The organism is Microbacterium sp. BH-3-3-3 (assembly GCF_007679045.1).
GTDB lineage: Bacteria > Actinomycetota > Actinomycetes > Actinomycetales > Microbacteriaceae > Microbacterium > Microbacterium algihabitans.
This window is the reverse complement of the sequence record NZ_VEFS01000006.1, coordinates 97,496-121,399: the sequence shown is the minus strand read 5'-3', so window position 1 is coordinate 121,399 and position 23,904 is coordinate 97,496. Positions and strand designations below refer to the sequence as shown.

Annotated in this window: 29 protein-coding genes; 7 read left to right on the top strand and 22 right to left on the bottom strand. The window is 70.4% G+C overall.

Annotated features, from left to right (window positions below):
* Positions 1-22 precede the first annotated feature (22 nt).
* The 5 genes from FS769_RS15380 to FS769_RS15360 all read right to left on the bottom strand — a co-directional run bounded on the left by FS769_RS15380 (position 23) and on the right by FS769_RS15360 (position 2,978).
* Positions 23-346, bottom strand: a complete 324-nt coding sequence (locus tag FS769_RS15380; RefSeq protein ID WP_055836674.1) for a DUF2469 family protein — start codon at positions 344-346, stop codon at positions 23-25.
* Between the two features lie 89 nt (positions 347-435).
* Positions 436-1,089: a ribonuclease HII gene (locus tag FS769_RS15375; protein ID WP_144834937.1), complete on the bottom strand. Its 654-nt coding sequence runs from the start codon at positions 1,087-1,089 to the stop codon at positions 436-438.
* Positions 1,086-1,835 carry a signal peptidase I gene (gene lepB / locus FS769_RS15370; RefSeq protein WP_144834935.1) on the bottom strand — a complete coding sequence of 250 codons (750 nt, stop codon included), beginning with the start codon at positions 1,833-1,835 and terminating at the stop codon, positions 1,086-1,088. Before lepB ends, FS769_RS15375 begins: the two co-directional genes overlap by 4 nt.
* 142 nt (positions 1,836-1,977) lie before the next feature.
* Positions 1,978-2,325, bottom strand: a complete 348-nt coding sequence (gene rplS / locus FS769_RS15365) for a 50S ribosomal protein L19 (RefSeq protein ID WP_144835051.1) — start codon at positions 2,323-2,325, stop codon at positions 1,978-1,980.
* Between the two features lie 161 nt (positions 2,326-2,486).
* Complete coding sequence (locus FS769_RS15360) at positions 2,487-2,978, bottom strand: MFS transporter permease (RefSeq protein WP_230704745.1); 492 nt, start codon at positions 2,976-2,978, stop codon at positions 2,487-2,489.
* 112 nt (positions 2,979-3,090) lie between these two features.
* Here FS769_RS15360 and map point away from each other — a divergent pair, with 112 nt between their 5' ends.
* The gene (gene map / locus FS769_RS15355) at positions 3,091-3,873 is read left to right on the top strand and encodes a type I methionyl aminopeptidase (RefSeq protein WP_144834933.1); all 783 of its coding nucleotides are present in this window, start codon (positions 3,091-3,093) and stop codon (positions 3,871-3,873) included.
* A gap of 173 nt (positions 3,874-4,046) precedes the next feature.
* Here the strand turns inward: map and trmD are convergent, their stop codons facing one another.
* The 4 genes from trmD to rpsP are packed head-to-tail and all read right to left on the bottom strand — an operon-like array spanning position 4,047 to position 6,031.
* Positions 4,047-4,736 (bottom strand): tRNA (guanosine(37)-N1)-methyltransferase TrmD, encoded by a 690-nt coding sequence (gene trmD / locus FS769_RS15350; RefSeq protein ID WP_144834931.1) that lies wholly within the window; start codon positions 4,734-4,736, stop codon positions 4,047-4,049.
* 1 nt (position 4,737) lies between these two features.
* Positions 4,738-5,382, bottom strand: a complete 645-nt coding sequence (rimM, locus tag FS769_RS15345; RefSeq protein ID WP_144834929.1) for a ribosome maturation factor RimM — start codon at positions 5,380-5,382, stop codon at positions 4,738-4,740.
* On the bottom strand, positions 5,382-5,612 hold the full coding sequence (locus tag FS769_RS15340; RefSeq protein WP_144834927.1) for an RNA-binding protein: 231 nt from the start codon (positions 5,610-5,612) through the stop codon (positions 5,382-5,384). Before FS769_RS15340 ends, rimM begins: the two co-directional genes overlap by 1 nt.
* A gap of 5 nt (positions 5,613-5,617) precedes the next feature.
* Positions 5,618-6,031 (bottom strand): 30S ribosomal protein S16, encoded by a 414-nt coding sequence (gene rpsP, locus FS769_RS15335; RefSeq protein ID WP_144834926.1) that lies wholly within the window; start codon positions 6,029-6,031, stop codon positions 5,618-5,620.
* 233 nt (positions 6,032-6,264) lie between these two features.
* Here rpsP and FS769_RS15330 point away from each other — a divergent pair, with 233 nt between their 5' ends.
* Together FS769_RS15330 and FS769_RS15325 are read left to right on the top strand one after the other, a co-directional pair.
* A complete protein-coding gene (locus FS769_RS15330; RefSeq protein ID WP_144834924.1) occupies positions 6,265-7,428 on the top strand; it encodes a glutamate--cysteine ligase in 1,164 nt (387 codons plus the stop codon).
* A gap of 48 nt (positions 7,429-7,476) precedes the next feature.
* Positions 7,477-8,208, top strand: a complete 732-nt coding sequence (locus tag FS769_RS15325) for an SGNH/GDSL hydrolase family protein (RefSeq protein WP_144834923.1) — start codon at positions 7,477-7,479, stop codon at positions 8,206-8,208.
* Between the two features lie 12 nt (positions 8,209-8,220).
* On the opposite strand, the gene ffh is transcribed toward FS769_RS15325, so the two are convergent.
* Positions 8,221-9,765 carry a signal recognition particle protein gene (gene ffh / locus FS769_RS15320; RefSeq protein ID WP_144834921.1) on the bottom strand — a complete coding sequence of 515 codons (1,545 nt, stop codon included), beginning with the start codon at positions 9,763-9,765 and terminating at the stop codon, positions 8,221-8,223.
* 50 nt (positions 9,766-9,815) lie between these two features.
* Positions 9,816-10,364 (bottom strand): TetR/AcrR family transcriptional regulator, encoded by a 549-nt coding sequence (locus FS769_RS15315; protein ID WP_144834919.1) that lies wholly within the window; start codon positions 10,362-10,364, stop codon positions 9,816-9,818.
* A 25-nt stretch (positions 10,365-10,389) separates the two neighbouring features.
* Here FS769_RS15315 and lipB point away from each other — a divergent pair, with 25 nt between their 5' ends.
* Together lipB and lipA are read left to right on the top strand one after the other, a co-directional pair.
* Complete coding sequence (lipB, locus tag FS769_RS15310) at positions 10,390-11,070, top strand: lipoyl(octanoyl) transferase LipB (RefSeq protein WP_144834917.1); 681 nt, start codon at positions 10,390-10,392, stop codon at positions 11,068-11,070.
* The gene (lipA, locus tag FS769_RS15305; RefSeq protein WP_186325581.1) at positions 11,067-12,101 is read left to right on the top strand and encodes a lipoyl synthase; all 1,035 of its coding nucleotides are present in this window, start codon (positions 11,067-11,069) and stop codon (positions 12,099-12,101) included. Before lipB ends, lipA begins: the two co-directional genes overlap by 4 nt.
* A gap of 7 nt (positions 12,102-12,108) precedes the next feature.
* Here the strand turns inward: lipA and FS769_RS15300 are convergent, their stop codons facing one another.
* From FS769_RS15300 to smc, 4 genes are all read right to left on the bottom strand, one after another.
* Positions 12,109-12,537: an MSMEG_6728 family protein gene (locus FS769_RS15300; protein WP_144834915.1), complete on the bottom strand. Its 429-nt coding sequence runs from the start codon at positions 12,535-12,537 to the stop codon at positions 12,109-12,111.
* 4 nt (positions 12,538-12,541) lie between these two features.
* Positions 12,542-13,042 carry a DUF2004 domain-containing protein gene (locus tag FS769_RS15295; RefSeq protein ID WP_144834913.1) on the bottom strand — a complete coding sequence of 167 codons (501 nt, stop codon included), beginning with the start codon at positions 13,040-13,042 and terminating at the stop codon, positions 12,542-12,544.
* 69 nt (positions 13,043-13,111) lie between these two features.
* Positions 13,112-13,984 carry a signal recognition particle-docking protein FtsY gene (gene ftsY, locus FS769_RS15290; protein ID WP_144834910.1) on the bottom strand — a complete coding sequence of 291 codons (873 nt, stop codon included), beginning with the start codon at positions 13,982-13,984 and terminating at the stop codon, positions 13,112-13,114.
* Positions 13,985-13,988: 4 nt separating this feature from the next.
* Positions 13,989-17,495 (bottom strand): chromosome segregation protein SMC, encoded by a 3,507-nt coding sequence (gene smc, locus FS769_RS15285; RefSeq protein ID WP_144834909.1) that lies wholly within the window; start codon positions 17,493-17,495, stop codon positions 13,989-13,991.
* Between the two features lie 435 nt (positions 17,496-17,930).
* On the opposite strand from smc, the gene FS769_RS15280 reads away from it, so the two are divergent.
* Together FS769_RS15280 and FS769_RS15275 are read left to right on the top strand one after the other, a co-directional pair.
* On the top strand, positions 17,931-18,218 hold the full coding sequence (locus tag FS769_RS15280) for a hypothetical protein (RefSeq protein ID WP_144834906.1): 288 nt from the start codon (positions 17,931-17,933) through the stop codon (positions 18,216-18,218).
* A 68-nt stretch (positions 18,219-18,286) separates the two neighbouring features.
* Positions 18,287-19,369 (top strand): GNAT family N-acetyltransferase, encoded by a 1,083-nt coding sequence (locus FS769_RS15275; RefSeq protein ID WP_144834904.1) that lies wholly within the window; start codon positions 18,287-18,289, stop codon positions 19,367-19,369.
* Between the two features lie 48 nt (positions 19,370-19,417).
* Here the strand turns inward: FS769_RS15275 and FS769_RS15270 are convergent, their stop codons facing one another.
* The 7 genes from FS769_RS15270 to coaD form a co-directional block, all read right to left on the bottom strand.
* A complete protein-coding gene (locus tag FS769_RS15270) occupies positions 19,418-20,413 on the bottom strand; it encodes an NAD-dependent epimerase/dehydratase family protein (RefSeq protein WP_144834902.1) in 996 nt (331 codons plus the stop codon).
* 33 nt (positions 20,414-20,446) lie between these two features.
* A complete protein-coding gene (locus tag FS769_RS15265; protein ID WP_144834900.1) occupies positions 20,447-20,890 on the bottom strand; it encodes a MerR family transcriptional regulator in 444 nt (147 codons plus the stop codon).
* A 44-nt stretch (positions 20,891-20,934) separates the two neighbouring features.
* A complete protein-coding gene (mutM, locus tag FS769_RS15260) occupies positions 20,935-21,825 on the bottom strand; it encodes a bifunctional DNA-formamidopyrimidine glycosylase/DNA-(apurinic or apyrimidinic site) lyase (RefSeq protein ID WP_144834898.1) in 891 nt (296 codons plus the stop codon).
* The gene (gene rnc, locus FS769_RS15255) at positions 21,818-22,510 is read right to left on the bottom strand and encodes a ribonuclease III (protein ID WP_144834896.1); all 693 of its coding nucleotides are present in this window, start codon (positions 22,508-22,510) and stop codon (positions 21,818-21,820) included. The genes mutM and rnc overlap by 8 nt, the downstream gene beginning before the upstream one ends.
* Before the next feature lie 10 nt (positions 22,511-22,520).
* Positions 22,521-22,730, bottom strand: a complete 210-nt coding sequence (rpmF, locus tag FS769_RS15250; RefSeq protein WP_013586329.1) for a 50S ribosomal protein L32 — start codon at positions 22,728-22,730, stop codon at positions 22,521-22,523.
* Between the two features lie 2 nt (positions 22,731-22,732).
* Entirely contained in the window at positions 22,733-23,227 is a 495-nt protein-coding gene (locus tag FS769_RS15245; protein WP_144835045.1) for a DUF177 domain-containing protein, read from the bottom strand.
* A gap of 157 nt (positions 23,228-23,384) precedes the next feature.
* Positions 23,385-23,882, bottom strand: a complete 498-nt coding sequence (gene coaD / locus FS769_RS15240) for a pantetheine-phosphate adenylyltransferase (RefSeq protein WP_144834894.1) — start codon at positions 23,880-23,882, stop codon at positions 23,385-23,387.
* Between the last annotated feature and the right edge of the window lie 22 nt (positions 23,883-23,904).

The following is a 23,904-nucleotide window of genomic DNA, read 5'->3' as shown; positions in this document are numbered from 1 at the left end:
ACGGCCCGCTGGGGAGGAGGCGTCAGTTGTCGAGCGAGAGCTCGTCGGGCAGCTGGAAGTCGTGCCGCGACAGCTCTTCGACGTTGACGTCTTTGAAGGTCAGCACGCGCACCGACTTGACGAAGCGGTCGGCGCGGTAGATGTCCCACACCCAGACGTCGGTCATCGAGATCTCGAAGTAGAAGTCGTGCTCGGTGTCGCGACGCACGACGTTGACGTCGTTGGCGAGGTAGAACCGACGCTCAGTCTCGATCACGTAGGTGAATTGGCGCACGACATCGCGGTACTCGCGGTACAGGGCCAGTTCGAGTTCGCGGTCGTAGTCCTCGAAGACGTCGTCATCCATGGTGACTCCATCCTAGGCGCGCCCCGCCGCCACGGCCGCACGGTGACGGCGCCCCGGGCGCGTCCGAACGGCGTGGGCGCAGCGCCCGGTCAGAACAGGGTCGGCGCGGCCGCGATCGCCCACGAGTGACGGTGGTGCACGCTCACGCCGTGGGCGGCGATCGCGTCGCGGTGGTCGAGGCTGGCGTAGCCCTTGTTGCGCGCCCAGCCGTACGCGGGCAGGTCGTCGTGCAGGCCGGTCATGAGGGTGTCGCGGGCGACCTTGGCGATGACGGATGCCGCGGCGGCGCTCGCGCAGTCGCGGTCGGCCTTCACGATGGGCTGCACGCGCAGCCCGGACTCCCCCGCGGGCGTGATGTAGTCGTGGTTGCCGTCGAGGATGACGAGCGCGTCTTCGGGCACGACCCCGTGCGCGCGCAGATCGGCGATCGCGCGCACCGCGGCGAGGCCCAGGGCGCGGATGATGCCGATCTCGTCGACCTCGACCGAGCTCGCCCACCCCACGGCGCTGTGCTGCACGAAGGCGGCCGCACGCGCCGCGACCTCGGGGCGCCGCGCCTCGGGCACGAGCTTCGAGTCGCGCAGACCCGCCGGCACGCGCTTGCGCGAACGCGCGGGGTCGATCACGGCCGCCCCGACGGCCACCGGGCCGGCCAGGGCACCGCGCCCGACCTCGTCGCACGCAATGATCAGCGCGTGCTCTTTCAGCAGGCGCCGCTCGAGGGTGAGGGTGGGCTCGATCACTGCGCTCCCGGTGCGGGAACCCCCGCGAACACCTCGTGGTGGAAGTCGATCAGCCCGAACCGGTCGAACGGCCACGTGATGAGGAACGCGCGTCCGACGACGTTGTCGACCGGAACGAAGCCGCGACCGGGCTGATCCTGGTTGAAGCGGGAGTCGCGGGAGCTGTTGCGGTTGTCGCCGAGCACCCACAGCGAACCGTCCGGGACGGTGACGTCGTACGGGACGGGCGTGGGGGCGGTCGCCCCGGGCGCGAGGCGCACGTAGGGCTCGTCGATCGGCACGCCGTTGACCTCGGTCTGGCCGAGCGCGTTGCAGCACACCACGTGGTCGCCGGCGACGCCGATCACGCGCTTGATGAGGTGGTCGTCGCTGTCGGGAGCAGACAGGCCGAAGAGCGAGAGGACCCAGTCCACGCCCTCGACGAACGGCGATCGCGCCGGTGCCGGGGTCTGATCGAGCCAGCCGCCGGGATCGCGGAAGACGACGACGTCGCCGCGCGAGTACTCCCCGAAGCGGGGGGTCAGCTCGTCGACGAGGATGCGGTCCTTGATCATCAAGGTGTTTTCCATCGAGGCCGACGGGATGTAGAACGAGCGCACGACGAAGGTCTTCACCAGGAACGACACGAGCAGGGCGATCACGACGATGACCAGCAGGTCGCGGAAGAACGCCCCCCATCCACGGCGCCGGGGTGCGGCGGAACGGGATGCCACGGCATCCGAGGTCGAGGCGGTCTGGTCGCTCATGTGATCCTTCACCGGGTCCACCGCCCGTCGGGGAACCGCACAGACCAGGTTCGCATATCCGAGCCGCCGCCCGTGACCGGCTCACCCGCGAAAACGCCGAACGCCCCGTGGGCGGACCCACGGGGCGTTCGAGAGAGCGGACTCAGCGGTCGCGCTTCTCCTTGATCTTGGCCTTCTTGCCACGCAGGCTGCGCAGGTAGTACAGCTTGGCGCGACGCACGTCCCCGCGCGTGACGACCTCGATGTGGTCGATCACGGGGCTGTGGACCGGGAAGGTGCGCTCGACGCCGACCTGGAAGCTGACCTTGCGGACGCAGAAGGTCTCGCGCACGCCGTCGCCGGAGCGGCCGATGACGACGCCCTGGAACACCTGGATACGCGAGCGGGTGCCTTCGGTGATGTTGACGTGCACCTTGACGGTGTCGCCGGGGGCGAAGACGGGGATGTCGGAGCGCAGCGAAGCCGCGTCGACGGAGTCGAGGATCTGCATGATCATCACTTCCTGCGACCGCCACAGGTCGATCGCACGATTAAAGGGGAAAAGGTGAGGCGTGCCCGAGGCCGCGGGATGCGGCGGACTCCCCTGAGGCAGAGTCTGTCAGGGCACAATCGTCTATTCTGCCACGCCGCGACCACCCGGCCAAACCGGCCTCAGTCGGGCCGCCGCGTCTCGGACACGACGATGACCTCGCCGTCGACCGGCGCCGCCGGACGCTCGCGCACGGGCGGGATGTAGGCGGTTCCGTCGCTGGTGTGCATGACGGTCGCCACTCCGCGCGCCTCGTTCCACAGCTGGGCGAGCGACGACCAGAACAGCAGCAGAGCGCCGAGCACCGAGAGCACGAGCAGCGGGAAGAAGATCCGCGAGTCGAAGAGCCCGAGCGCCACGATCGCGACGTGCCACACGCCGATGCCGGCCGCATCACGCCACGACACGGCGCGCGACTCGCGCACGGAGGCGCGCGCCCGCACGACCAGGGTCAGGATCAGCTGCGACACGAAGACCGCGGGGGCGGCCATGAACAGCCAGAGCAGAGCCCAGCCGCTTCCGCCCGAGAACACGATCCACCCGATGAACAACCACAGCGGCAGCACGAAGGCCGCGGGGAACAGCCAGCGGAAGAAGATTCGGCGCAGCACCATGAACCGATGCTATGGCCGATCCATGTGCGGTGGCTTTGAGATGCCTCTGTCTCCGGAGCGGGTACGAGCCCCGCATCGGGGACAATGGGAGTTCGACGGAAGGAAGACCCCCATGATCGAACTGCGCACCCCGGCTGAGATCGACGCGATGCGTCCGGCCGGGCGATTCGTCGCCGAAGTGCTGGCGACCCTGCGCGACGAGACGAAGGTCGGCACCAACCTGCTGCAGCTCGACCGTCGCGCTCACGACATGATCCGCGCCGCGGGAGCCGAGTCCTGCTACATCGACTACCACCCCTCGTTCGGCGCGAGCCCCTTCGGCAAGGTGCTGTGCACCTCGATCAACGACGCGGTGCTGCACGGCCTCCCCCACGACTACGCGCTGCGCGACGGCGACCTCGTCTCGCTCGACTTCGCGGCCTCGGTCGACGGCTGGGTCGCCGACTCGGCGGTCTCGTTCGTGGTGGGCACCGCTCGCGACGAGGACCTCGCCCTCATCGACACCTCGCAGCGCGCGCTGGCCGCGGCGATCGAGGCCGCGACGGTGGGCCACAAGATCGGCGACATTTCCGCCGCGATCGCCGCCGTCGCGCACGCCGAGGGCCTCAGCATCAACACCGACTTCGGCGGTCACGGCGTCGGGCGCACGATGCACGGCGACCCGCACGTCGCCAACGACGGCAAGGCCGGGCGCGGCTACCCGCTGCGCGACGGCCTCGTGCTGGCGCTCGAGCCGTGGTTCCTGCAGACCACCGACGAGCTGGTCACCGACCCCGACGGGTGGACGCTGCGCAGCGTCGACGGCTCGCGCGGAGCGCACTCCGAGCACACCGTCGCCATCACCACCGCGGGCCCGATCGTGCTGACCGATCGCTCGTTCCTCGGCGTCGACTGACGATTGTTTCCGGATGCCGCGGCCTCGGGGTCGCGGCATCCGTCATGTCCGGCCCTGCCGGTGTCGTCCGCGAGGCGCGGAGACGCTGCACCCGCGGCGCCGAACGACCGCTCGAGCGCTGTCGGACGACCGGATGCCGCGGCATCCGGAGTCGCACGCGAAGGCGGTGACGCTCAGTCGGCGAGGAGGTCGGGCCGACGCTCGCGCGTGCGCTCGATCTGCTGCTCGCGGCGCCACGAGGCCACGGCGCCGTGGTTGCCGCTCAGGAGCACCGGCGGCACCTCGCGCTCGCGCCACACGGCGGGCTTGGTGAACGACGGGTACTCGAGGAGGCCGTCTTCGTGCGACTCCTCGACGAGGCTCTCGGGGTTGCCGACCACGCCGGGCACGAGACGCCCGATGGCCTCGATCATCGCCATCACGGCGACTTCACCGCCGTTCAGCACGTAGTCGCCGAGGCTGATCAGGCGCACCTCGCCGAGCTCGGACGCGTAGTCGAACACGCGCTCGTCGATGCCCTCGTAGCGCCCACACCCGAAGACGAGGTGCGGGGCCTGAGACAGCTCGCGAGCTGTGGCCTGGGTGAAGCGCTCCCCGGCAGGAGAGGGGAAGACGATGACCGGTCGCGGGTCGACGCCGCCGGCGATGTCGTCGAGCGCGAGGCCCCACGGCTCCGGCTTCATGACCATGCCGGCTCCGCCGCCGTACGGGGTGTCGTCGACGGTTCGGTGTCGATCGTGCGTGTAGTCGCGCAGATCGTGCACGCGCACGTCGAGGAGTCCGCTCTGCCGGGCCTTGCCCAACAGCGACACCTCGAGAGCGTCGAAGATCGTCGGGAAGATCGAGACGACGTCGATGCGCACGTCAGTCCTCGCGGGAGTCGGGGTTCTCGTCGGCCTCGACCGCGGCATCCGCGGGCTCCGGCTCGTCGTCGACGTCGGCCGGGAGGTCTTCGAACAGACCGGTCGGCGGGGTGATGACGACGCGGCCGCCGGCGATGTCGACCTCGGGGACGATCGCGCTCACGAAGGGCACGAGCACCTCGCGCTCGTCGCCGGAGGGCTTGACGATCAGCAGGTCTTGAGCGGGGAAATGGTCGACCCGCACGACGCGGCCGATGACTGCGCCGTCGCGCACCACGTCGAGACCGACGAGCTGGTGGTCGTACCAGGCGTCGTCTTCGGTGGAGGCGGCCTCGGTGTCCTGGTCGATCCAGAGGATCGCCTTGACCAGCTCTTCGGCGGCGTTGCGGTCGTCGACCCCCTGGAAGAAGACCACGGGGTGGGAGTTCATCCAGCGGAACTCGCGGACCGTCAGCTCGCGGCCGTGCCACGGCGAGGACTCCGGAACCTGCAGGGTGAACGTGCTCCCGGGGGTGAAACGCCCGTCGGGATCGTCGGTGTACAGCTCGATCTTGAAGGCGCCCTTGAGGCCGTGGGCCTTGACGAGGCGTCCGACGCGGAGCTGGGTCTTGGCGGGCTGCTCGCCCGCGGTGTCGCCGGTCGACATCAGTCGTCGGCGACGTCGACGCGCACGCGACGGCCGTCGGCCAGAGCGGCCACGACCGTACGCAGTGCTTTGGCGGTGCGACCGCCGCGCCCGATCACGCGACCCCGGTCATCGGGGTGCACGCGAACCTCCAGCACGTCGCCACGCGGGGACGAGCTGGAGCGGATGGTCACGGCGTCGGGGTGATCGACGATCCCCTTGACGACGTGTTCGAGCGCGGCGGACAGCACGGGAATTACTCGGCCGAGGTCTCGGCGGCGGCGTCAGCGGGCGCCTCCGCGGGAGCGTCGGCCTTCTTCTCGGCCTTGGGCTTGACGACCGACTTCTTCGAGGCGTCGGCCTCGAACGGAGCCTTGGGCTCGCGGACCTTGACGGTCGAGACGGCGTTCTTGTCGCCCTTGAACGTGCCCCAGTCGCCCGTGAGCTTGAGGATGGCGGCGACCTGCTCGGTGGGCTGGGCGCCGACCGACAGCCAGTACTGCGCGCGCTCCGAGTCGACCTCGATGAACGAGGGCTCCTCGGTCGGGTGGTACTTGCCGATCTCCTCGATGACACGACCATCGCGCTTGGTACGCGAGTCGGCGACGACGATGCGGTAGTAGGGCGCGCGGATCTTTCCGAGGCGCTTGAGACGGATCTTGACAGCCACGATGACTCCTGATGATGAAAAACGAACGAACCGGTCGCCTGGAGAGTGGGGTGCACACCCGGCGGAAGCTCAAAAGGGTGGACCGATACTGGATAGAGGGTCGAGTAGCGGGTCCAGCCCTCTATTCTGCCAGATCCCCGGGCCGCCGCGTGACAGGCGACGCGAAACGACACGCGCCGTCGCGCAGGGTAGCGGAGCAGCCCACCCCGCGGGCCCCGTGTCAGACTGACCGCATGAGGCTGCCGTTCGCTGCATCGACGCGCTCGTCCGTGGGGTTGGAGTGGGAGCTCATGCTCGCCGACCGTGGCACGGGCGACCTCGCACCCCGGGCCCCCGAGATCCTCGAAGAGCTCGAGGAGCGCACGGCCCTCGAGCGCTTCACCGTCACCGGAGAGCTGCTGACCAACACCGTCGAGGTGACCAGCGGCGTCGGACACACCGTCGCGGAGGCCGTCGACGACATCGCCGACGCCATCGGCGCGCTGCGCGAAGAGACCGAGCCGCGCGGCGTCGAACTGCTCTGCGCCGGCAGTCACCCGTTCGCGCAGTGGTACGACCAGCAGGTCACCGACAAGACGCGCTACCACACGCTCATCGAGCGCACCCAGTGGTGGGGGCGCAACATGATGATCTGGGGCATCCACGTGCACATCGGCGTCGACGACGTCGAGAAGGTCGTGCCGATCGTCAACGCGCTCACCGTCTTCCTCCCCCACCTGCAGGCACTGTCGGCGTCGAGCCCGTTCTGGGCGGGTGAGCGCACGGGGTACGCCTCGAACCGCGCGCTGGTGTTCCAACAGCTCCCGACCGCGGGTCTCCCCTGGCAGCTCGAGACCTGGGGCGAGTTCGAGGACTACCTCGACGACATGGTCCGCACCGGGGTGATGGCGGATGCCAGCGAGGTGCGGTGGGACATCCGTCCGGCGCCCAAGTGGGGCACCGTCGAGATCCGCGCGTGCGACGGCATGTCGACCCTGCCGGAACTGGCCGCGGTGGCCGCCCTCGCGCAGACGCTCGTGGAGCACTTCTCGCGCTTGATCGACGACGGCAAGCCGCTGCCGGGGATTCCGGCCTGGTACGCCCGCGAGAACAAGTGGCGCGCGGCGCGCTACGGCCTCGATGCGCGCGTGATCGTCGACCGCGAGGGCACGCAGCGTCCGGTGGTGGAGCACCTCCGCGAGACCATGGAGGAGCTGGCCGGCGTGGCCCTGGAGCTGCACTGCGCGAAGGAGTTCGCGAGCCTCGAGACCATCCTCGCCACGGGCGGCAGCTCGGCGCGTCAGATCGCGGTGGCCGAGGCCGCCGACGGCGATCTGCGCGAGGTCGTTCAGCACCTGATCCGCGAGTTCCGTGGAGGTCCCACGCTGCGCGAACACCTCGCGGCCTTGCGTGTCTGAGAAGCGACTCCGCGCTGGTTCATAGGCGCGCGCTCCTAGGATCGCCCCATGGTCTCCGCGCGCCCCCGGTCGACGCCGTCGCTGGTCGTCGTCGCGGTGGGCCTCGTGCTGGCCCTCAGCGCGTGCGCGCCCGAGCCCACGGCATCCGCCCCCTCTCCGACCTTCGCGGCTCCCGAGCTGGAGGCGTCGGCGAGCCCGGCGCCGTCTCCTGACTCGACGCGGCCGCTGCGGGTCGTCACGATCGGCGATTCGCTCATGTCCGGATACAACCTGCCGCCCGAAGAGGCATGGCCGGTGCTGCTCGGCGATCGCGCGCATCTCGCGCTGACCAACCTCGCCTGCCCCGGCATGGGCTTCGTCGTGCAGGGCGGGTGCGGAACGACCTACGCCGGATTCGTGCCCGCGGTGGCGGCTCTGCAGCCCCAGTTGGTGATCGTGGAGTCCTCGAGCAACGATTTCTGGGAGGACGGCGACGAGATCCGCAGCGACACCTCCGACACCGTGTCGCAGATCCACGACGCCGCCCCCGACGCGCGCATCGTCGGGTTGAGCACGATCTGGAACGACGACCCCGACGTGCCCGACGACACCGCCGTCACCTCCGACGCCCTGCGCGACGCCGTCGACGAGGTCGGGGGAACGTTCGTCGACGTCGGTCAGCCGCTTGTGGGCCACCCCGAGTGGATGCAGGACGACGACGTGCACCCGACCGCCCGCGGTCAGCGGGCGATCGAGCAGACGGTCATGTCGGCGTTGCAGGACGCCGACGTGCTGCCGTAGAAGAGCCGGGGCTCAGCCGCGGCCGAGCATCTTCTGCAGCTCGGCGAGATCGGCCTCGCTCGGCGCCTTCTGCCCGCCCAGGCCGAAGCCCGAGCCGGTGGCGGGGGCGGATGCCGCGATGCCGGCGTTCTCTGCGGCGCGCTTGGCCGGGTTGCCCGAACGCGAGCCCTTGGCCTTCTGCTGCTTGCCGCGCTTGGACGAGGCGCCGGGCTTGCCGCCGACGGGGCCCATGCCGGGGATGTTGGGCACACCGCCGCGCGCGACGGTCTTCATCATCTTGGCGGCCTGGTCGAAGCGCTGCACGAGCTGATTGACGTCGGTGACGGTCATACCCGAACCGCGCGCGATGCGCAGGCGGCGGGAGCCGTTGAGGATCTTGGGGTTGCGACGCTCGACGAGGGTCATCGAGCGGATGATCGCCTCGGTGCGGTCGATCTCGCGCTCGTCGAAGTCTTCGAGCTGTTGCTTCATGTTTCCCATGCCCGGGAGCATCCCGAGCATCTTCTTCATGGAGCCCATCTTCTTCATCTGCTGCATCTGCTCGAGGAAGTCCTCGAGGGTGAAGGTCTCGGTCGCGAGCTTCTCGGCGACCTTCATCGCCTCGGCCTCGTCGAAGGCCGACTGCGCCTGCTCGATCAGGGTGAGGATGTCACCGAGGTCGAGGATGCGGGATGCCATGCGATCGGGGTGGAAGGGCTCGACGTCGTCGAGGCCCTCACCGGTCGACGCGAAGATGATGGGGCGGCCGGTGACCGAGGCGACCGAGAGGGCGGCTCCACCGCGGGCGTCACCGTCGAGCTTCGACAGCACGACGCCGGTGAAGTCGACGCCGTCCTGGAACGCCTTGGCGGTGTTGACCGCGTCTTGACCGATCATCGCGTCGATGACGAACAGCACCTCGTCGGGCTCGGTGGCCTTGCGGATGTCGGACGCCTGCTTCATGAGCTCGGCGTCGACGCCCAGGCGACCGGCGGTGTCGATGATGACGATGTCGTGCTGCTGACGCGTGGCGTAGGCGACGCCGTCGCGGGCGACCTTCACCGGGTCGCCGACCCCGTTGCCGGGCTCGGGCGCGTAGATCGCGGCGCCGGCGCGCTCGGCGACGACCTGCAGCTGGTTGACGGCGTTCGGGCGCTGGAGGTCGCACGCCACGAGAAGCGGGGTGTGGCCGTCTTTCTCGAGCATCTTCGCGAGCTTGCCCGCGAAGGTGGTCTTACCCGAGCCCTGGAGCCCGGCGAGCATGATGACCGTGGGCGGGTTCTTGGCGAACTGCAGGCGACGCTGCTGACCGCCCAGGATGCCGATGAGCTCGTCGTTGACGATCTGCACGACCTGCTGCGCGGGGTTGAGCGCGCGGTTGACCTCGTCGCCCAGGGCGCGCTCGCGCACCGCGGCGGTGAACTCCTTGACCACGGGCAGCGCGACGTCGGCGTCGAGGAGGGCACGGCGGATCTCGCGCACCGTCCCGTCGACGTCGGCGGGCGTGAGCTGGCCCTTCTTCCGGAGAGTGCGGAAGGTCTCTGTGAGCCGGTCGGAGAGGGTGCCGAAAGTCGCCATGATGAGACGAGTTTACGCGGGCCGGGCCGCAGCCGTCGCCCGCCTCGCGCTCAGGCCGCGGAGAGCGCCTCGGCGAGGGTGTCGGCGAGGGACCGACCGGCCGCGGTGCGGTCGGCCCAGGCCCACACCGCCGCGAGCACGGCGGCCGAGAGCGCACCGGCGCGCACTTGGGCGGCGAGCGGGGCCGCGCCGTCGTGCGCGAGGCGCGAGGCGACTTCGCGCTGCAGCCGGAACTGCCGCACGGCGCGGTCGCGGTCGAGCTCGGCGGCGATGCCCATCGCGTCGGCGTTCGTGATCGCGAGGGCGAGCGCATCGGGGGCGAGCCCCCGGCCGATCGCCGACAGGGCGTCGGCGACGGGTGCCCCCTCGCGCAGCAGCGCGATCCCTGCATCCGCCTGCTCATCGAAACCCGACCACAGAACGTCGCTCTTGGCCGAGAAGTAGTTGAAGAAGCTCGAGCGGCTCACCCCGGCCCGACGCGTGATGTCGGACACGCTTGTGGCGTCGTAGCCCTGCTCGAGGAACAGCTCGCACGCGGCCTCCGACAGCACCTCGCGCGAGGAGGCGCGGGGGCGTCCGCTGCGAGGTTCGGTGGTCACGCCAGCCAGCCTAGGCGTCGGGTCGATGTGTATTGTTAGACGCAATCCAACAAGGCGGGAGTCGTCGATGATCGACATCCAGCGGGCGGGCCTCGCCCCGCACTACGTGCCCTATCTCGACGGCTGGGCGCACCAACGCCGCGTGCACGCCGACGTCGTCGCGCGCGAGCGAGGCGACACCCTTCTGCTGCTCGAGCACGAGGCCGTGTACACCGCCGGCAAGCGCACCGAAGCGCACGAGCGACCCGACGACGGCACCCCGGTGGTCGACGTCGACCGCGGGGGCAAGATCACCTGGCACGGTCCGGGCCAGCTCGTCGGCTACCCGATCGTTCGCCTCCCCGAACCGATCGACGTCGTCGCGCACGTGCGCCGCTTGGAGGGCCTGGTGATCGACGCTCTCTCCGTTCACGGCGTCGACGGCTTCCGCGTCGAGGGGCGCAGCGGCGTCTGGGTCCGACGCCCCCTCGGCGTCGACAAGGTCGCGGCGATCGGAGTCCGCGTCGAAAGAGGAGTCACCATGCACGGCTTCGCCGTCAACTGCGACAACACCCTCGCGGGTTTCCGGCACATCGTGCCGTGTGGGATCTCGGATGCCGGGGTGACCACGGTCAGCGAGATCGTCGGGGCCGACGTCTCCCCCGCCGACCTCGTCGACGCGATCGAACGCGTGTTCCGTGCCGAGTACGCGGCGGTGGCCGCATGAGCGCCTGCGGAACCGGTCACGCCGGAGCGCCGGCATCCACCGCCCCCAACGGACGCAAGCTGTTGCGCCTCGAGGTGCGCAACGCCGAGACGCCGATCGAGCGCAAACCCGAGTGGATCAAGACCAAGGCGAAGATGGGGCCGGAGTACACCGCCCTGCAGAAGCTCGTGAAGAGCGAGGATCTGCACACCGTGTGCCAGGAGGCCGGCTGCCCCAACATCTTCGAGTGCTGGGAGGACCGCGAGGCGACCTTCCTCATCGGCGGCTCGCAGTGCACGCGCCGCTGCGACTTCTGCCAGATCGACACCGGTAAGCCCGCCGACTACGACCGCGACGAGCCCCGTCGCGTCGCCGAGAGCGTCACCCGGATGCAGCTGCGCTACGCCACCGTCACCGGCGTCGCCCGCGACGACCTGCCGGATGAGGGGGCGTGGCTGCACGCCGAGACGGTGCGCCGCATCCACGCCGACAACCCGGGCACCGGCGTCGAGATCCTCGCGACCGACTTCTCGGGCAACCCGGCGCACCTCGAAGAGGTCTTCTCCTCGCGGCCCGAGGTCTTCGCGCACAACGTCGAGACCGTGCCCCGCATCTTCAAGCGCATCCGTCCCGCCTTCCGCTACGAGCGCTCCCTCGGAGTGCTGACCGCGGCGCGCGAGGCCGGACTCATCACCAAGTCGAACCTCATCCTCGGCATGGGCGAGGAGCCCGAAGAGGTCGTCCAGGCGCTCGAAGACCTGCACGCGGCGGGCACCGACATCATCACGATCACGCAGTATCTGCGCCCGACCCCGCGGCACCTCCCCGTGCACCGCTGGGTGAAGCCGGCCGAGTTCGTGGAGTTCAAGGAGGAGGCCGAACGCATCGGCTTCCTCGGCGTGCTCGCCGGCCCCTTGGTGCGCTCGTCGTACCGCGCCGGGCGCCTGTGGGCGCAGTCGATGGTGTCGAAGGGCCGCGAGATCCCGCCGCACCTCGCGCACCTCGCGAAGGACATCGCCTCCGCCGACGCGGGGTTCGCCCAGGCGGTGTGAGCGCGCCTCAGACCGGCCAGACGTAGGGCAGATCGTCGGGGACGTCGCCGAACCGAGGGACGTAGAACTCCGGGTCCTTGCGGACGAGGTTCGAGCGGTGCGCGAGGTGGAACGCCTCGTCGCCGACCCACGGCGGGAGGTCGAGTTCGTTCTGCGCCAGGCCGTCGACCTCGGGCGCGAACACGCGGATCTTGGCGCGCACGGTGTCGGCGCGGCCCTGGGCGATCCACTCGTCCGTCATGACGAGGCCGTACGAAACGAGCGCCGGCAGGTGGCCGTCCCACATCTTCGCGGCGGGGTGGTGGCGCCAGCCGTGGTCGGGCACCGTCAACGCGCGCAACAGCTGGAACGTCTCGACGCGCTGCTTGCCCAGCCGCTTGAGATCGAGAACGGCCGCGGATGCCGTGAACGAGGGGTACGGCAGAAAGGTCTGCACGCCGTCAGTCGGCGCTGGTGACCGACTGCACCCGCCCGTCGGAGGCGAGGTTCACCAGCAGCACGTCGTCGGTGGCGTCGGGATCGAGCGCGTACTCGAGGACCGCGAAGGGGTCGGCCCCGCCGTGCTCGTCGGCGAGGATCGTCATGCTCATCAGCTGCAGGGCCTTGATCACGTCGATATGCGTGTCGCCCGTGACGTCGGTGAGCAGGTCTTCGATCTCTTCGCCGAAGGTCGCCTGCTGCTGGAGGATGTACTCCGTCACCTCGCTGGTGCGGTCGTCGAGCTCGTTGACCATGGCATTGCGCGCGGCGAGGTCGATCGCCTCGAGAGACGAGACCATGGATGCCGCGACGTCGAGCGCCTCGACGGACACGTCGTCTTGATCGGGGGCGGTCAGGTCGACCGTGACGCTCTGGTCGCCGAACTCGACGTTCTCACTCCAGAAGATCGACCCGTCGGGGCCCGACTCGAGGAGTCCGAAGAAGTCGTGCTCGATGGCCATGACTCCATGTAAGCAGTCCGCCCGCGCTTCGGGAAGACGACCCGCCCGGGTGCGCTCGTGCGGTAGGGATCAGTCGACGAGCGACGAGGCGAACACGTGCGGGGTGAAGCCGGTCAGGTCGTTGATGCCCTCGCCCTGACCCAGGAGCTTGACGGGAATGCCGGTGCGCTCCTGCACCGCGAGCACGAACCCGCCCTTGGCCGACCCGTCGAGCTTGGTGAGCACGAGACCGGTGACGCCGGCGCTGTCGAGGAAGGCCTGGGCCTGCATGAGACCGTTCTGGCCGGTCGTCGCGTCGAGCACGAGAAGGACCTCGCTGATGGGGGCCTGCTTCTCGATGACGCGCTTGATCTTGCCGAGCTCGTCCATGAGGCCGCCCTTGGTGTGCAGGCGACCGGCGGTGTCGACGAGCACGATCTCGGTACCGGTCTCTTTGGCGTGCGCCACGGTCTGGAAGGCGACGGATGCCGGATCCTGGCCCTCGTGCTGGGGCCGGACGATGGTCGCTCCCCCGCGCTCGGCCCAGGTGGCGAGCTGGTCGACGGCCGCCGCGCGGAAGGTGTCGGCGGCGCCGACGACGACGGTGCGGCCGTAGCGCTGCAGGAATTTGGCGAACTTGCCGATCGTGGTGGTCTTGCCCACGCCGTTGACGCCGACCACGAGCACGACGGCGGGACGCTCGGTGAGCCGCAGCGTCGTGTCGAACTTGGCGAAGTGCTCTTCGAGCGTCTCCTTCAGCATGCGCTGCAGGTCGCGCGGATCCGTGGTGCGGTAGCGCTCGACCTTCTCGCGCAGCTCGTCGACGAGCCGCTCCGTGACGTCGGGGCCGAAGTCGGCGGTCAGCAGGGCCGTCTCGAGGTCTTCCCACGTCGTCTCGTCGATGGTGGGTTTGACGAACAGCCCGCGCAGCGCGCGGCCCAACGACCAGGAGTTCTCAGCCATTGCTTCAGCTTACGGGCGCGGGTCGGGCGGCGCGGTCGCCCACGCGCTGGCCCACGACGGCCGAGACGCCGTCCTGCCGCATCGACACCCCGTACAGCGCGTCGGCGATCTCCATCGTGCGCTTCTGGTGGGTGATGACGATGAGCTGGCTGCTCGCGCGGAGCTTCTCGAACACGCCCAGCAGGCGCCCGAGGTTGGCGTCGTCGAGCGCCGCCTCGACCTCGTCGAGGATGTAGAAGGGGCTCGGGCGCGCCGTGAAGATCGAGGTCAGGAAGGCCACCGCCGCCAGCGAGCGCTCGCCGCCCGAGAGCAGCGACAGACGCTCGATCTTCTTGCCCACCGGTCGCACCGACACCTCGATGCCGGTCGTCAGCGGATTCTCGGGGTCGGTCAGGGCGATGCTGCCGGTTCCGCCCGGGAAGAGGATCGGGAAGATCTCGGTGAACGCCGCGCGCGTGTCCTCGAACGCTGCGACGAAGATCGTCTGCATGCGTTCGTCGAGCTCGGCGATGATCGTCTGCAGGTCGGCGCGGGTCTGCTGCAGGTCGGCAAGCTGCTCGGTGAGGAAGGCGTGGCGCTGCTCGAGGGCGGCGAACTCCTCCAGGGCCAGCGGATTCACCCGGCCCAACTGCGACAGCTTGCGCTCGGCATCCTGCAGTCGACGTTTCTGCGCCGCCCGCTCGAACGGGACGCTCTCGCCCTCCGCCTCGGTGGGGATGAGCTGGTCAGGGCCGTATTCCGAAACGAGAATGTGCTCGTCGAGCGCGAGTTCCGACTGCGCGCGCTCGAGCAGGCTCGTCACGTGGAGCTTCTTCTCGTGCATCTGCAGCTCAAGGCCGTGCACGCTCTCGGTCAGTCGCGCGAGTCGCTCGCGCACCACCGTCTCGTCGGCCCGCGCGCGGGACAACTCGGCGGTGACCGCGGTGCGCGCCGCCTCGGCCGCGGCGAGCTCGACGCGCGCCTGACTCACCGACCGGTCGATCGCGTCGAGCAGCGCCGGCAGCTGCCCCGCGACCTCGGCGGCAACCTCGCGCTGAGCACGGCGGATCACCGCCCGGCGAGCGGCCTCTTCGGCCGCCGACCGCTCCCGCTCCCGCTGCTGCTCGAGCTGCACGATGCGCGCCTCACCGGCCCGCACGCGTTCCTTGAGCGTCTCGATGTCGAGGCGCGCCCGCATCTCGCCCTCGCGAGCCGCGTCGACGGCGGCGGCCATCCCCTCGCGCGCCGACGCATCGAGCAGAGGGCGCGGCGCCTCGAGCGCCCGGGCGAGGGCCTCGTCGGCTCGACGGGCGGCGTCCTCGGCCTCGGCGACCGCCGTCTCGGTCTGCGCCAGTCCCGCGGCCAGTCGTTCGCACTCCGCGACGGCGGCTTCGTGACGCACCGTCACGCGGTTGACCTTCTCGGCGTGAGCCGCCAGCGCGGCGTCGTGCTCGCGCAGGTGGGCGAGCGCATCCTTCGTCTTCTGGCGCGCCTCGGTCAGCACGCGCTGCTCGTCGGAGAGGGCCTCTCGCAGCGAATCGGCCACGACGACGATCTCGGCCAGACGCTCGGCGGCGCCATCGCGCTCGGCGGCGAGTTCCAGCCGCGATCGGCCCGCACCCGAGCCGGCGCGCACGGTGTGCGCGGTGAGCAGCTCCCCCGCCCGGGTGACCAGCGTCACTCCGGGCTCGAGAGACGACTGCGCCGCGCGCGCGGCCTCGAGGTCGTCGACGATCACCACGCGCGAGAGGATCCCGCGCACGCCCGACGACGCGGTGACGACGTCGACGGCCGGCGTCCCCCCAGCGACGCGCGCGGGCTGCGCCTCCGCGGCATCCGCGATCGCGATGTCGACGACGCCCAGATCCGCCTCGCTCGCGGTCTGCGCCGCCGCGAAGGCCGCCGCGACGTCGTCGACCAGCAGACCCTCGGCGAGGCCGCCGAGCGCCGCGGCGATCGCCGCCTCGTAGCCCGCGGTGACCTTCACGTCGTCTCCGACGAGACCCCGGATGCCGCGACCCCCGGCGGCGATGAGGTCCGCGGCCGCATTGCGCACGTCGAGGGCGCGGCCGAGAGCCGTCGTCTGCGCCTCGAGGGCATCGCGTTCGCGTTCGGCGGCGTGCAGGCGCTCGCGCAGCCCCGCCACGCGCGTCTCGACGGCGTTCGCCTCGCGCTGCGCACGCTCGTAGGCCGCAGCGTGTTCGGCGCTGGCCGCCTCGGGGGCGACGTCGGGATCGAGCCCCGCGCGCGCCTCCTCGGCCTCGGCACGACGGAGCAGCGCGGCGTCGAGGGCCCGCTGCTGTCGATCGACGCCCGCGCGCACGGCGGTGAGGGCCGAGTTCGCGGCATCCGCCGCACCGCGCAGGCTCGTCAGGCGCATGTCGTGCTCCGACACGAGGGCGCTCTGGGCGGCGATGTCGACGTCGAGCGCGTCGAGCTCGGCGCGCGCTCGCGCGACTCCGCGGGCGGCCTGCGACGCGGCATCCTGAGCATCGCCCAGGCCCGCGGCGATGTCGTCGATCTCGGCCCGGACGTCGTCGATCATCGACTGCGTGACGGTGGGCGCGAACCCTCCCCCGCCGTCACCGTCGTCGGTGAGCAGCGCGAGACGCTGACCGGCGAGCGTGTACAGCCCGCGCACGCGCTCCTGCACCTGCTCGAGGGCGAAGGCCACGCTGCGGGCACGGTCGACGGCCTCGGAACGCTGGTCGTTCTCGAGGCGCTCCACCCGGCCGCGGAGCCCTTCGGCCTGCTCCTGCAGGCCGAGTCGCTCGGTGTGCCGCTCGCTCTCGGCCCGCGCCGCGTCGGCGAGCTGGGTGCGCAGCAGCACGAGCTCGTCGGCGTAGAGTCGCGCCTTCGCGTCACGCACGACGGCGGCGATGGTCGCCGCCTCGCGCGCGATCTCGGCCTGCTTGCCGAGGGGCTTGAGCTGGCGCCGCAGCTCTCCGGCGAGATCGCTGAGACGGGTGAGGTTCGTCTCCATCGCCTCGAGCTTGCGCACGGTCTTCTCTTTGCGGCGGCGATGCTTCAGGATGCCGGCCGCCTCTTCGATGAACCCCCGTCGGTCCTCGGCCGTCGCCTGCAGCACCGTGTCGAGACGGCCCTGCCCGATGATGACGTGCATCTCGCGGCCGAGGCCGGAATCGCTGAGCAGCTCCTGCACGTCGAGCAGGCGGCACGTCTGACCGTTGATCGCGTACTCGCTCGCGCCGGTGCGGAAGAGCGTGCGGCTGATGGTGACTTCGCTGTAGTCGATCGGCAGGGCGCCGTCGGCGTTGTCGATCGTGAGCTGCACCTCGGCCCGGCCGAGGGGGCCGCGGGTCGAGGTGCCGGCGAAGATGACGTCTTCCATCTTGCCGCCGCGCAGGGTCTTCGCCCCCTGCTCGCCCATCACCCACGCGAGCGCGTCGACCACGTTGGACTTGCCCGAGCCGTTGGGACCGACGATGCACGTGACCCCGGGTTCGAGGGCGAAGGTCGTCGACTGGGCGAACGACTTGAAGCCGCGGAGGGTCAGGCTCTTCAGATGCACGTCACCCTCCCTCGATCGACCCGGCGTCTCACGCTAACCGAAAGGCGCGGAATTCCGCGGCGCCGAGCCGGTCACGGGCACGCGACGCGCCCGGGGACCAGCGCTTTCTGGACGAGAGCTTGACATCTGCTGAATGCCTTCGCTAGCGTCGGCAGTCGCAACCGACGTCGAAAGGAGGTCCTCCCATGATTCGCACCAACACCGGCTTCACCGCCACCGGCTTCATCGCCGTTCCCGTGCTCTCCGCACCCGTCACCGGAGTGACCCCCGCCGTCGGCATGCCCTCTCGTCTGGGTTGACCCGTCGCGTCGAGACGCCCTGCGTCTCCGCTTCCCGTGAGCCGTCCTTCGACGCCGCTCCCGCCGGATCCCCGTGATCCCGCCCGCGCTTCGCGCGCATCTTCACTCGCACTCCTCTTCTTCACGGAGCCTCCGCATGAACGCCTTGTTCACGCGCGCGCCGCAGCACACGACGGCCGCGCCCACCACCACTCCCACCCCGTCCACGATCACCTTCGACACCACGGCCTACCGGCCGCTGGGCCTGTTCGATCGGCTCTCGTTGCGTCTCGGCCTCTGGCTGCTGACGCGGCACGCCGACCGCGCACGGGCCCTCGACCACCGGGCCGTCGAAGCCCTGCGGGCGCGCGACGCGGCCGCCGAGCGCGACCGCCGCGAACGCGCCTGGCAGAGCGCCGCCGCGTTCAGCCGCCCGCCGTTCTGATCCCGGTGGGGTCGACCACTCCGTCGACCCCACCCCTCCCTCTCCTCCTGCGACACGGAAGTCACGACATGACCACCCTCACGGCCGGCCTCGAGCTGCGCCCCCTGCACGTCCCCACCTCGATCGATGCACCGGATGCCGCGGACTTCCGCGACATGGTGCGCCTGCGCAACCTCATCTACGCCGAGATCTCCGGCCACGACGACGGGTCGATGCCCGCCGACGAACTGCTGCCGATGTACCAGCCCAAGCCCGACATGAAGCGCTATGCGTGGATCGTCGTGTTCCACGGGGAGGTCGTCGGCCGCGTCGGCCTCGAGTTCCCGCAGGAGGAGGGCGCCCGCACCGGCTTCTGGCACATCGACCTCCGGCGTTCCGCGTGGGGCCACGGCATCGGCCGCACCGCGTTCGCCCTCATCGAGAGCGTCGCCCGCGACGAGGGACGCACGGTCCTGCAGTCGTGGGCGGAGCACCCCGCCGCCGAGGGACCGCAGGTCGCGGCGCCGACGGGGTTCGGCGCGATCCCCGAGGATCACGCGGCCCGCTTCTTCCTGGCATCCGGAAACACCCTCGAGCAGATCGTGCGGGTGAGCGCCCTCGACCTCGAGGGCTCCCGACCGCACCTCGAGAACCTTCTCGCTGCGGCCGAGGCGGCCGCGACCGGGTACCGCGTGGTCCAGTGGACGCTGCCCACACCCGACGAGTTCGTCGACGCGTTCGCATGGATGAAGTCGCGCATGGTCACCGACGCCCCCTCGGCCGGACTCGAGTTCGACGAAGAGGTGTGGGATGCCGCGCGCCTGCGTCGCTACGAGCGCGACTACCTCGACGCCGGTCGGCACCTTCTCGTCACCGCGGCGCAGCACGTCGACACGGGCGAGCTCGCCGCCTTCAACGAGCTCGTCATCGGCAAAGACCGCGCGGCCGCCACGCACCAGGAAGACACCCTGGTCGTCGCGAGCCACCGCGGCCACCGCCTCGGCATGCTCGTGAAGTGCGCGGGGCTGCTCGCCTGGCACGAGGTGGCGCCGAGCTCGCCCCGCGTGATCACCTACAACGCCGAGGAGAACCGGCCGATGCTCTCGATCAACGAGGAGATCGGCTTCCGTGCCATCTCGTACGAGGGCGTATGGAAGAAGGTCCTCGACTGACGGGCGGGGGCGTCGGCTGCATCACCGACGCCCCCGTTCCGCGCGGTCTCAGGCGCCGATCAGTCCGCGCGCGCGGAGGTCGTCGACGGTGTCGATGAGCGTGGTCTCGGCCGGGCGGGGCGCGAAACCGAGCTCGGCCTTCGCCCGCTCATTGTGGATCACCAGCGGCGGGAGGTCGTCGCCGGGCACCTCCTCGACGGGTGCCTTCGATGCCAGTTCGCCGAGGTGCTCCCTCAGCACCGAGGCGACACCGAGCCACGACGTCGTCGGTCCGTCGGCGAGCAGCAGATACCTCCTGCCCGCGGCATCCGGAGCATCCATCGCCGCGAGATGCGCCGTGGCGACATCGCGAACGTCCACCACGCCGAAACGCTGACGCGGGGCGAGCGCCATCTGCCCGCCGAGGATGGCGAGGAACGCCTGCAACGATGACCGGGGGTCTGCCGTCAGCGACGGCCCCGCGATCCAGGTCGGGTTGAGCACGACGAGTTCGAGGGCGGCGCCCTCGCGCTCGACGAAGTCCCAGGCAGCGCGCTCGGCGACGGCCTTCGACCGCGGGTACGCCGGCAGTCCCGCGGTGCCGGGGTCGGTCCAGTCCCCCTCGTCGAACTCGCGCACGCCCTGCGCGTTCAGCGGCTTGGCGGAGTACCCGACCGCGGCGAACGACGAGGTCAGCACGACCCGCTTCACCCCGGCATCCCGGGCCGCGCGCAGCACGCGCAACGCTCCGTCGCGCGCCGGGGTGACCACGAGGTCGGCGTCTTCGGTGGCGTGCGTCATCGGCGAGGCGACGTGGTGCACGCCGGCGACCCCGGATACCGCGGCATCCCACCCAGCGTCCTCGGTCAGCGAGGCGACGGCCACCTCGAGGTCGGCGTCATCGGCACCCGCGCGGCGGACCGCCGCCCGGAGCGCGGGCTCGGCCTCGAGGGAGCGGAGGGTCGCGCGCACGGAAGTGCCGCGCTGGAGAAGGTCGGCGACGAGGCGAGAGCCGAGGTATCCCGTGGCTCCCGTGACGAGGATGGTGCGATGAGAAGTGTTCATGGTCAGAGTCGAACAGACCTCAAGCGCGTGAAGTCAAGCGTGGATCATCGCTTCGAGCCGCGGGGTGATCTCCGCCACGCGCGCCTGCGCCTCGGACTCGGCGGCGACGTCGCCGCGCTCGCGGGCATCCCACAGCGCGGCTTTGCGCTCCAGGTAGTCGCGGTGCACGTGGAGGACCGCGATCTCGAGCTCGACCCGCTCCGCATGGCGCAGCAGCAGATCCCGCTGCTCCCCCGCCGCCTCGTGCCCCCGCGCCCGATTCGCCTGATAGGTGCGCATGTCCTCGATGCCGACCCCCATCGCGCGCAGGCACGCGAGCACCTGGAGGTCGTCGAGGTCGCGCTCTCGATACCGTCGGTGTCCGCTGCTCGGATCGCGCGAGATCGGACCGATGAGCCCGACCTCCTCGTAGTACCGGAGGGTGGGTTCGCTCAGCCCCGAACGTCGCGCGGCCTGCTGGATGGTGACCATCGACATGCCACCAGCACAGCACACCTCAAGCGCTTGAGGTCAACGTCGCATCAGCGCAGCTTCTGGCAGTGCGGGCAGAAGTGACTCGAGCGGTTCATGAACGACACCCGCACGATCGGCCGCCCGCATCGCGGACACGGCTGACCCGTGCGGCCGTAGGCGTTGAGGGAGTGCGCGAAGTAGCCCGCCTGACCGTTGACGTTGACGTACTGCGCGTCGAAACTCGTGCCGCCCTCGGCGAGGGCCTTCTCGAGCACCGCCTGCACCTCGCCGAGAAGGCGGTTGACCGCCCGGGTCGGCAGATCGCGCGCCGAGGTCTCGGGGTGGATGCGCGCCGCCCACAGCGACTCGTCGGCGTAGATGTTGCCGATTCCGCTGGCCGCCGTCTGATCCAGCAGCACCCGTTTGATGCCGGATGCCGTGCGTGCGAGACGCACGCGGAAGCGCGTCGCGCTGAACGCGGGATCGAGGGGGTCGCGACCGATGTGCGCGACTTGCGTGGGCACCCGCGCAAGCGCGGATCCCCGGCCGCCCGCCGCCCCGTCGGGGGTGTCGACGAGACGGTCGATCGCGAGGGAACCGAACGTGCGCTGGTCGGCGAACACGACCGACAGCGCGCCATGCTCCGGGGGCTCGAGCTCGATGCGGATGCGCTCGTGCCGTTCCTCGGGTGCCCCGGGCAGGCGCAGCAGCATCTGACCGCTCATGCCGAGGTGCGTGACGATCGCCTCGTCGTCGCCGACCGGCATCCACAAGAACTTGCCGCGCCGCACGGCGGACGCGATGCGCCGGCCGGTCAGCTCGGCCTCGAAGTGGGCCGCTCCCCCGGTGTGCCGAGTCAGGGCGCGCTCGTCGCGCACGTCGACCGACGAGATGAGGGCGCCGGTGACGGCGGGTTCGAGACCCGCGCGCACCACCTCGACCTCGGGGAGCTCAGGCACGCGCGTCGAGCTCGCGCCACGCCGTGAGGGCGGCGGCCATCTCGGCCTGCTTCTTGCTCGACCCCTCGCCGGTGGTCGAGACGTCGCCCACCGCGACGGTCGCCGTGAAGCGGCGGTCGTGGTCGGGACCCGTCGCCTCGACGCCGTAGACGGGCGCAGACAGACCGAGCCGTGCGGCGATCTCCTGCAGGCTCGTCTTCGGGTCCATCGCCGCGCCGTAGCGTTCCGGGTCGGCCATGAGGGGCTCGACCAGACGCAGGACCATCGCGGACGCGGCATCCGGACCCGCCGACAGGAAGGTCGCGCCGATCAGCGCTTCCATGGTGTCGGCGAGGATCGAATCCTTGTCGCGACCGCCGGTGAGGATCTCACCGCGGCCGAGCCGGATGTGCGCGCCGAGGTCGATCGTCCGCGCGATCTCGGCGAGGGCGACCGTCGACACGACGCTCGCGCGCCTCTTGGCCAGGCTTCCTTCATCGAGATCCGGATGCCGGGTGAACAGGCGCACCGTGACGGCTTGGCCCAGAACGGAGTCGCCGAGGAACTCGAGGCGCTCGTTGTGCGGGACGCCGCCGTTCTCGTAGGCGAACGAGCGGTGCGTCAGAGCGAGTGAAAGAAGCTCGGGGTCGATGTCGACCCCGAGCTTCTCGGTGAGCGCTGCGCGCTCGACGTTGTTACGCGTCACGAATCGCCGATCAGACGTCGGCGACCTTGCGGCCCTTGTACTCGAGGAAGAGCTCGGTGCCCTGCGAGTCGGTGACGACCTTCGCCTGGTGGGGGCGGCTGTAGACGACCTTGCCGTTCTCGATGGTCTTGACCAGCGCGGGGGCTTCAGCCTTCCACTGCGCACGACGCGAGCGGGTGTTGGAGCGGGAGACCTTCCGCTTCGGGGGGTTACCTGCCATGACTAGCTCTTCTCTGTCTTGGGGGCGGCGCGGAGCGCATCGCCGTCGTCTGGGGTGTACTGCTGGAGCGCTGCCCACCGGGGATCGGCAGGCGTCTGCTCCGTGTTGCCGGGGCTTTCCGTCAGCCTCTCGCCCGTGTTCGGGTCGAGCCCGGGGCAGTCCGGCTGACACACCGGCTGGAACGGAAGCGACAGGACAATGGCATCCCGGACCAGATTTTCAAGATCCACGTGGTCGTCTTGAACGTCGTAGTCGCTCGCTTCATCCCCAGGATACGCGAAAAGTTCCTGGAACTCGACTTCGACAGGCTCGGTGATGTCGATCAGGCAGCGTCCGCACACGCCCGTGGCGGTGGTGTCGACGGTGCCCGAGACGAGGATGCCCTCGTGCACCGACTCGAGACGCACGTCGAGTTCGAGCGTTTCGCCCTCCGGGATGGAGAGCAGCCCCTCGCCCCACTTCTCGGGGGTGGCGAGGTCGAGGCTGTGCTCGCGCATCTCGCCCGGGTGGCGCTCGATGTCGCGCACGGGGAGCTGGAAAGGTCCGGGTCGGTGGGTTCTCACGGTCGTCAATGCTACCGGCGGGCGCCTGAACGGGGGCCGGGCGGCACGCGGGGGCGAACGCCGGGCGGTTTGCTCGGCCCGTAGCGGCGCCTCAGATGCCGCGGGCGCCGGTGTCGAGGAAGCGGGCGACGGCCGGCGGCACGTAGGGCGACACGTCTCCGCCGAGTCCCGCGACCTGGCGCACGAGCGAGCTCGAGACGAGGGCGTGGGCGGGGTCGGGCAGCAGGAACACCGTCTCGACGTGCGCGAGGTCGCGGTTGACGATCGCCATGGGCGTCTCGTAGGCGACGTCGACCTGCGAGCGGATGCCCTTCACGAGCACCTTCGCGCCCACTTCGGTGGCGTAGTCGACGAGCAGACCCATGCTCCACGCGGCGACGATCACGTCGCCCTCGACGCCTGCCTCCGAGATCGACTGCTCGAGCAGCTGCTGACGCTGGGCGATGGGCAGCATCGCCTCTTTGCCGGGGTTGTGCACGACGAGCACGTGCAGCTGGTCGAACAGACCGGCGGCGCGACGGATGACGTCGAGGTGACCGAGCGTGGGCGGGTCGAACGAGCCGGGCACGACGGCGATCCGGGGATCCATGCGGCCAGCCTACCGACCGCTC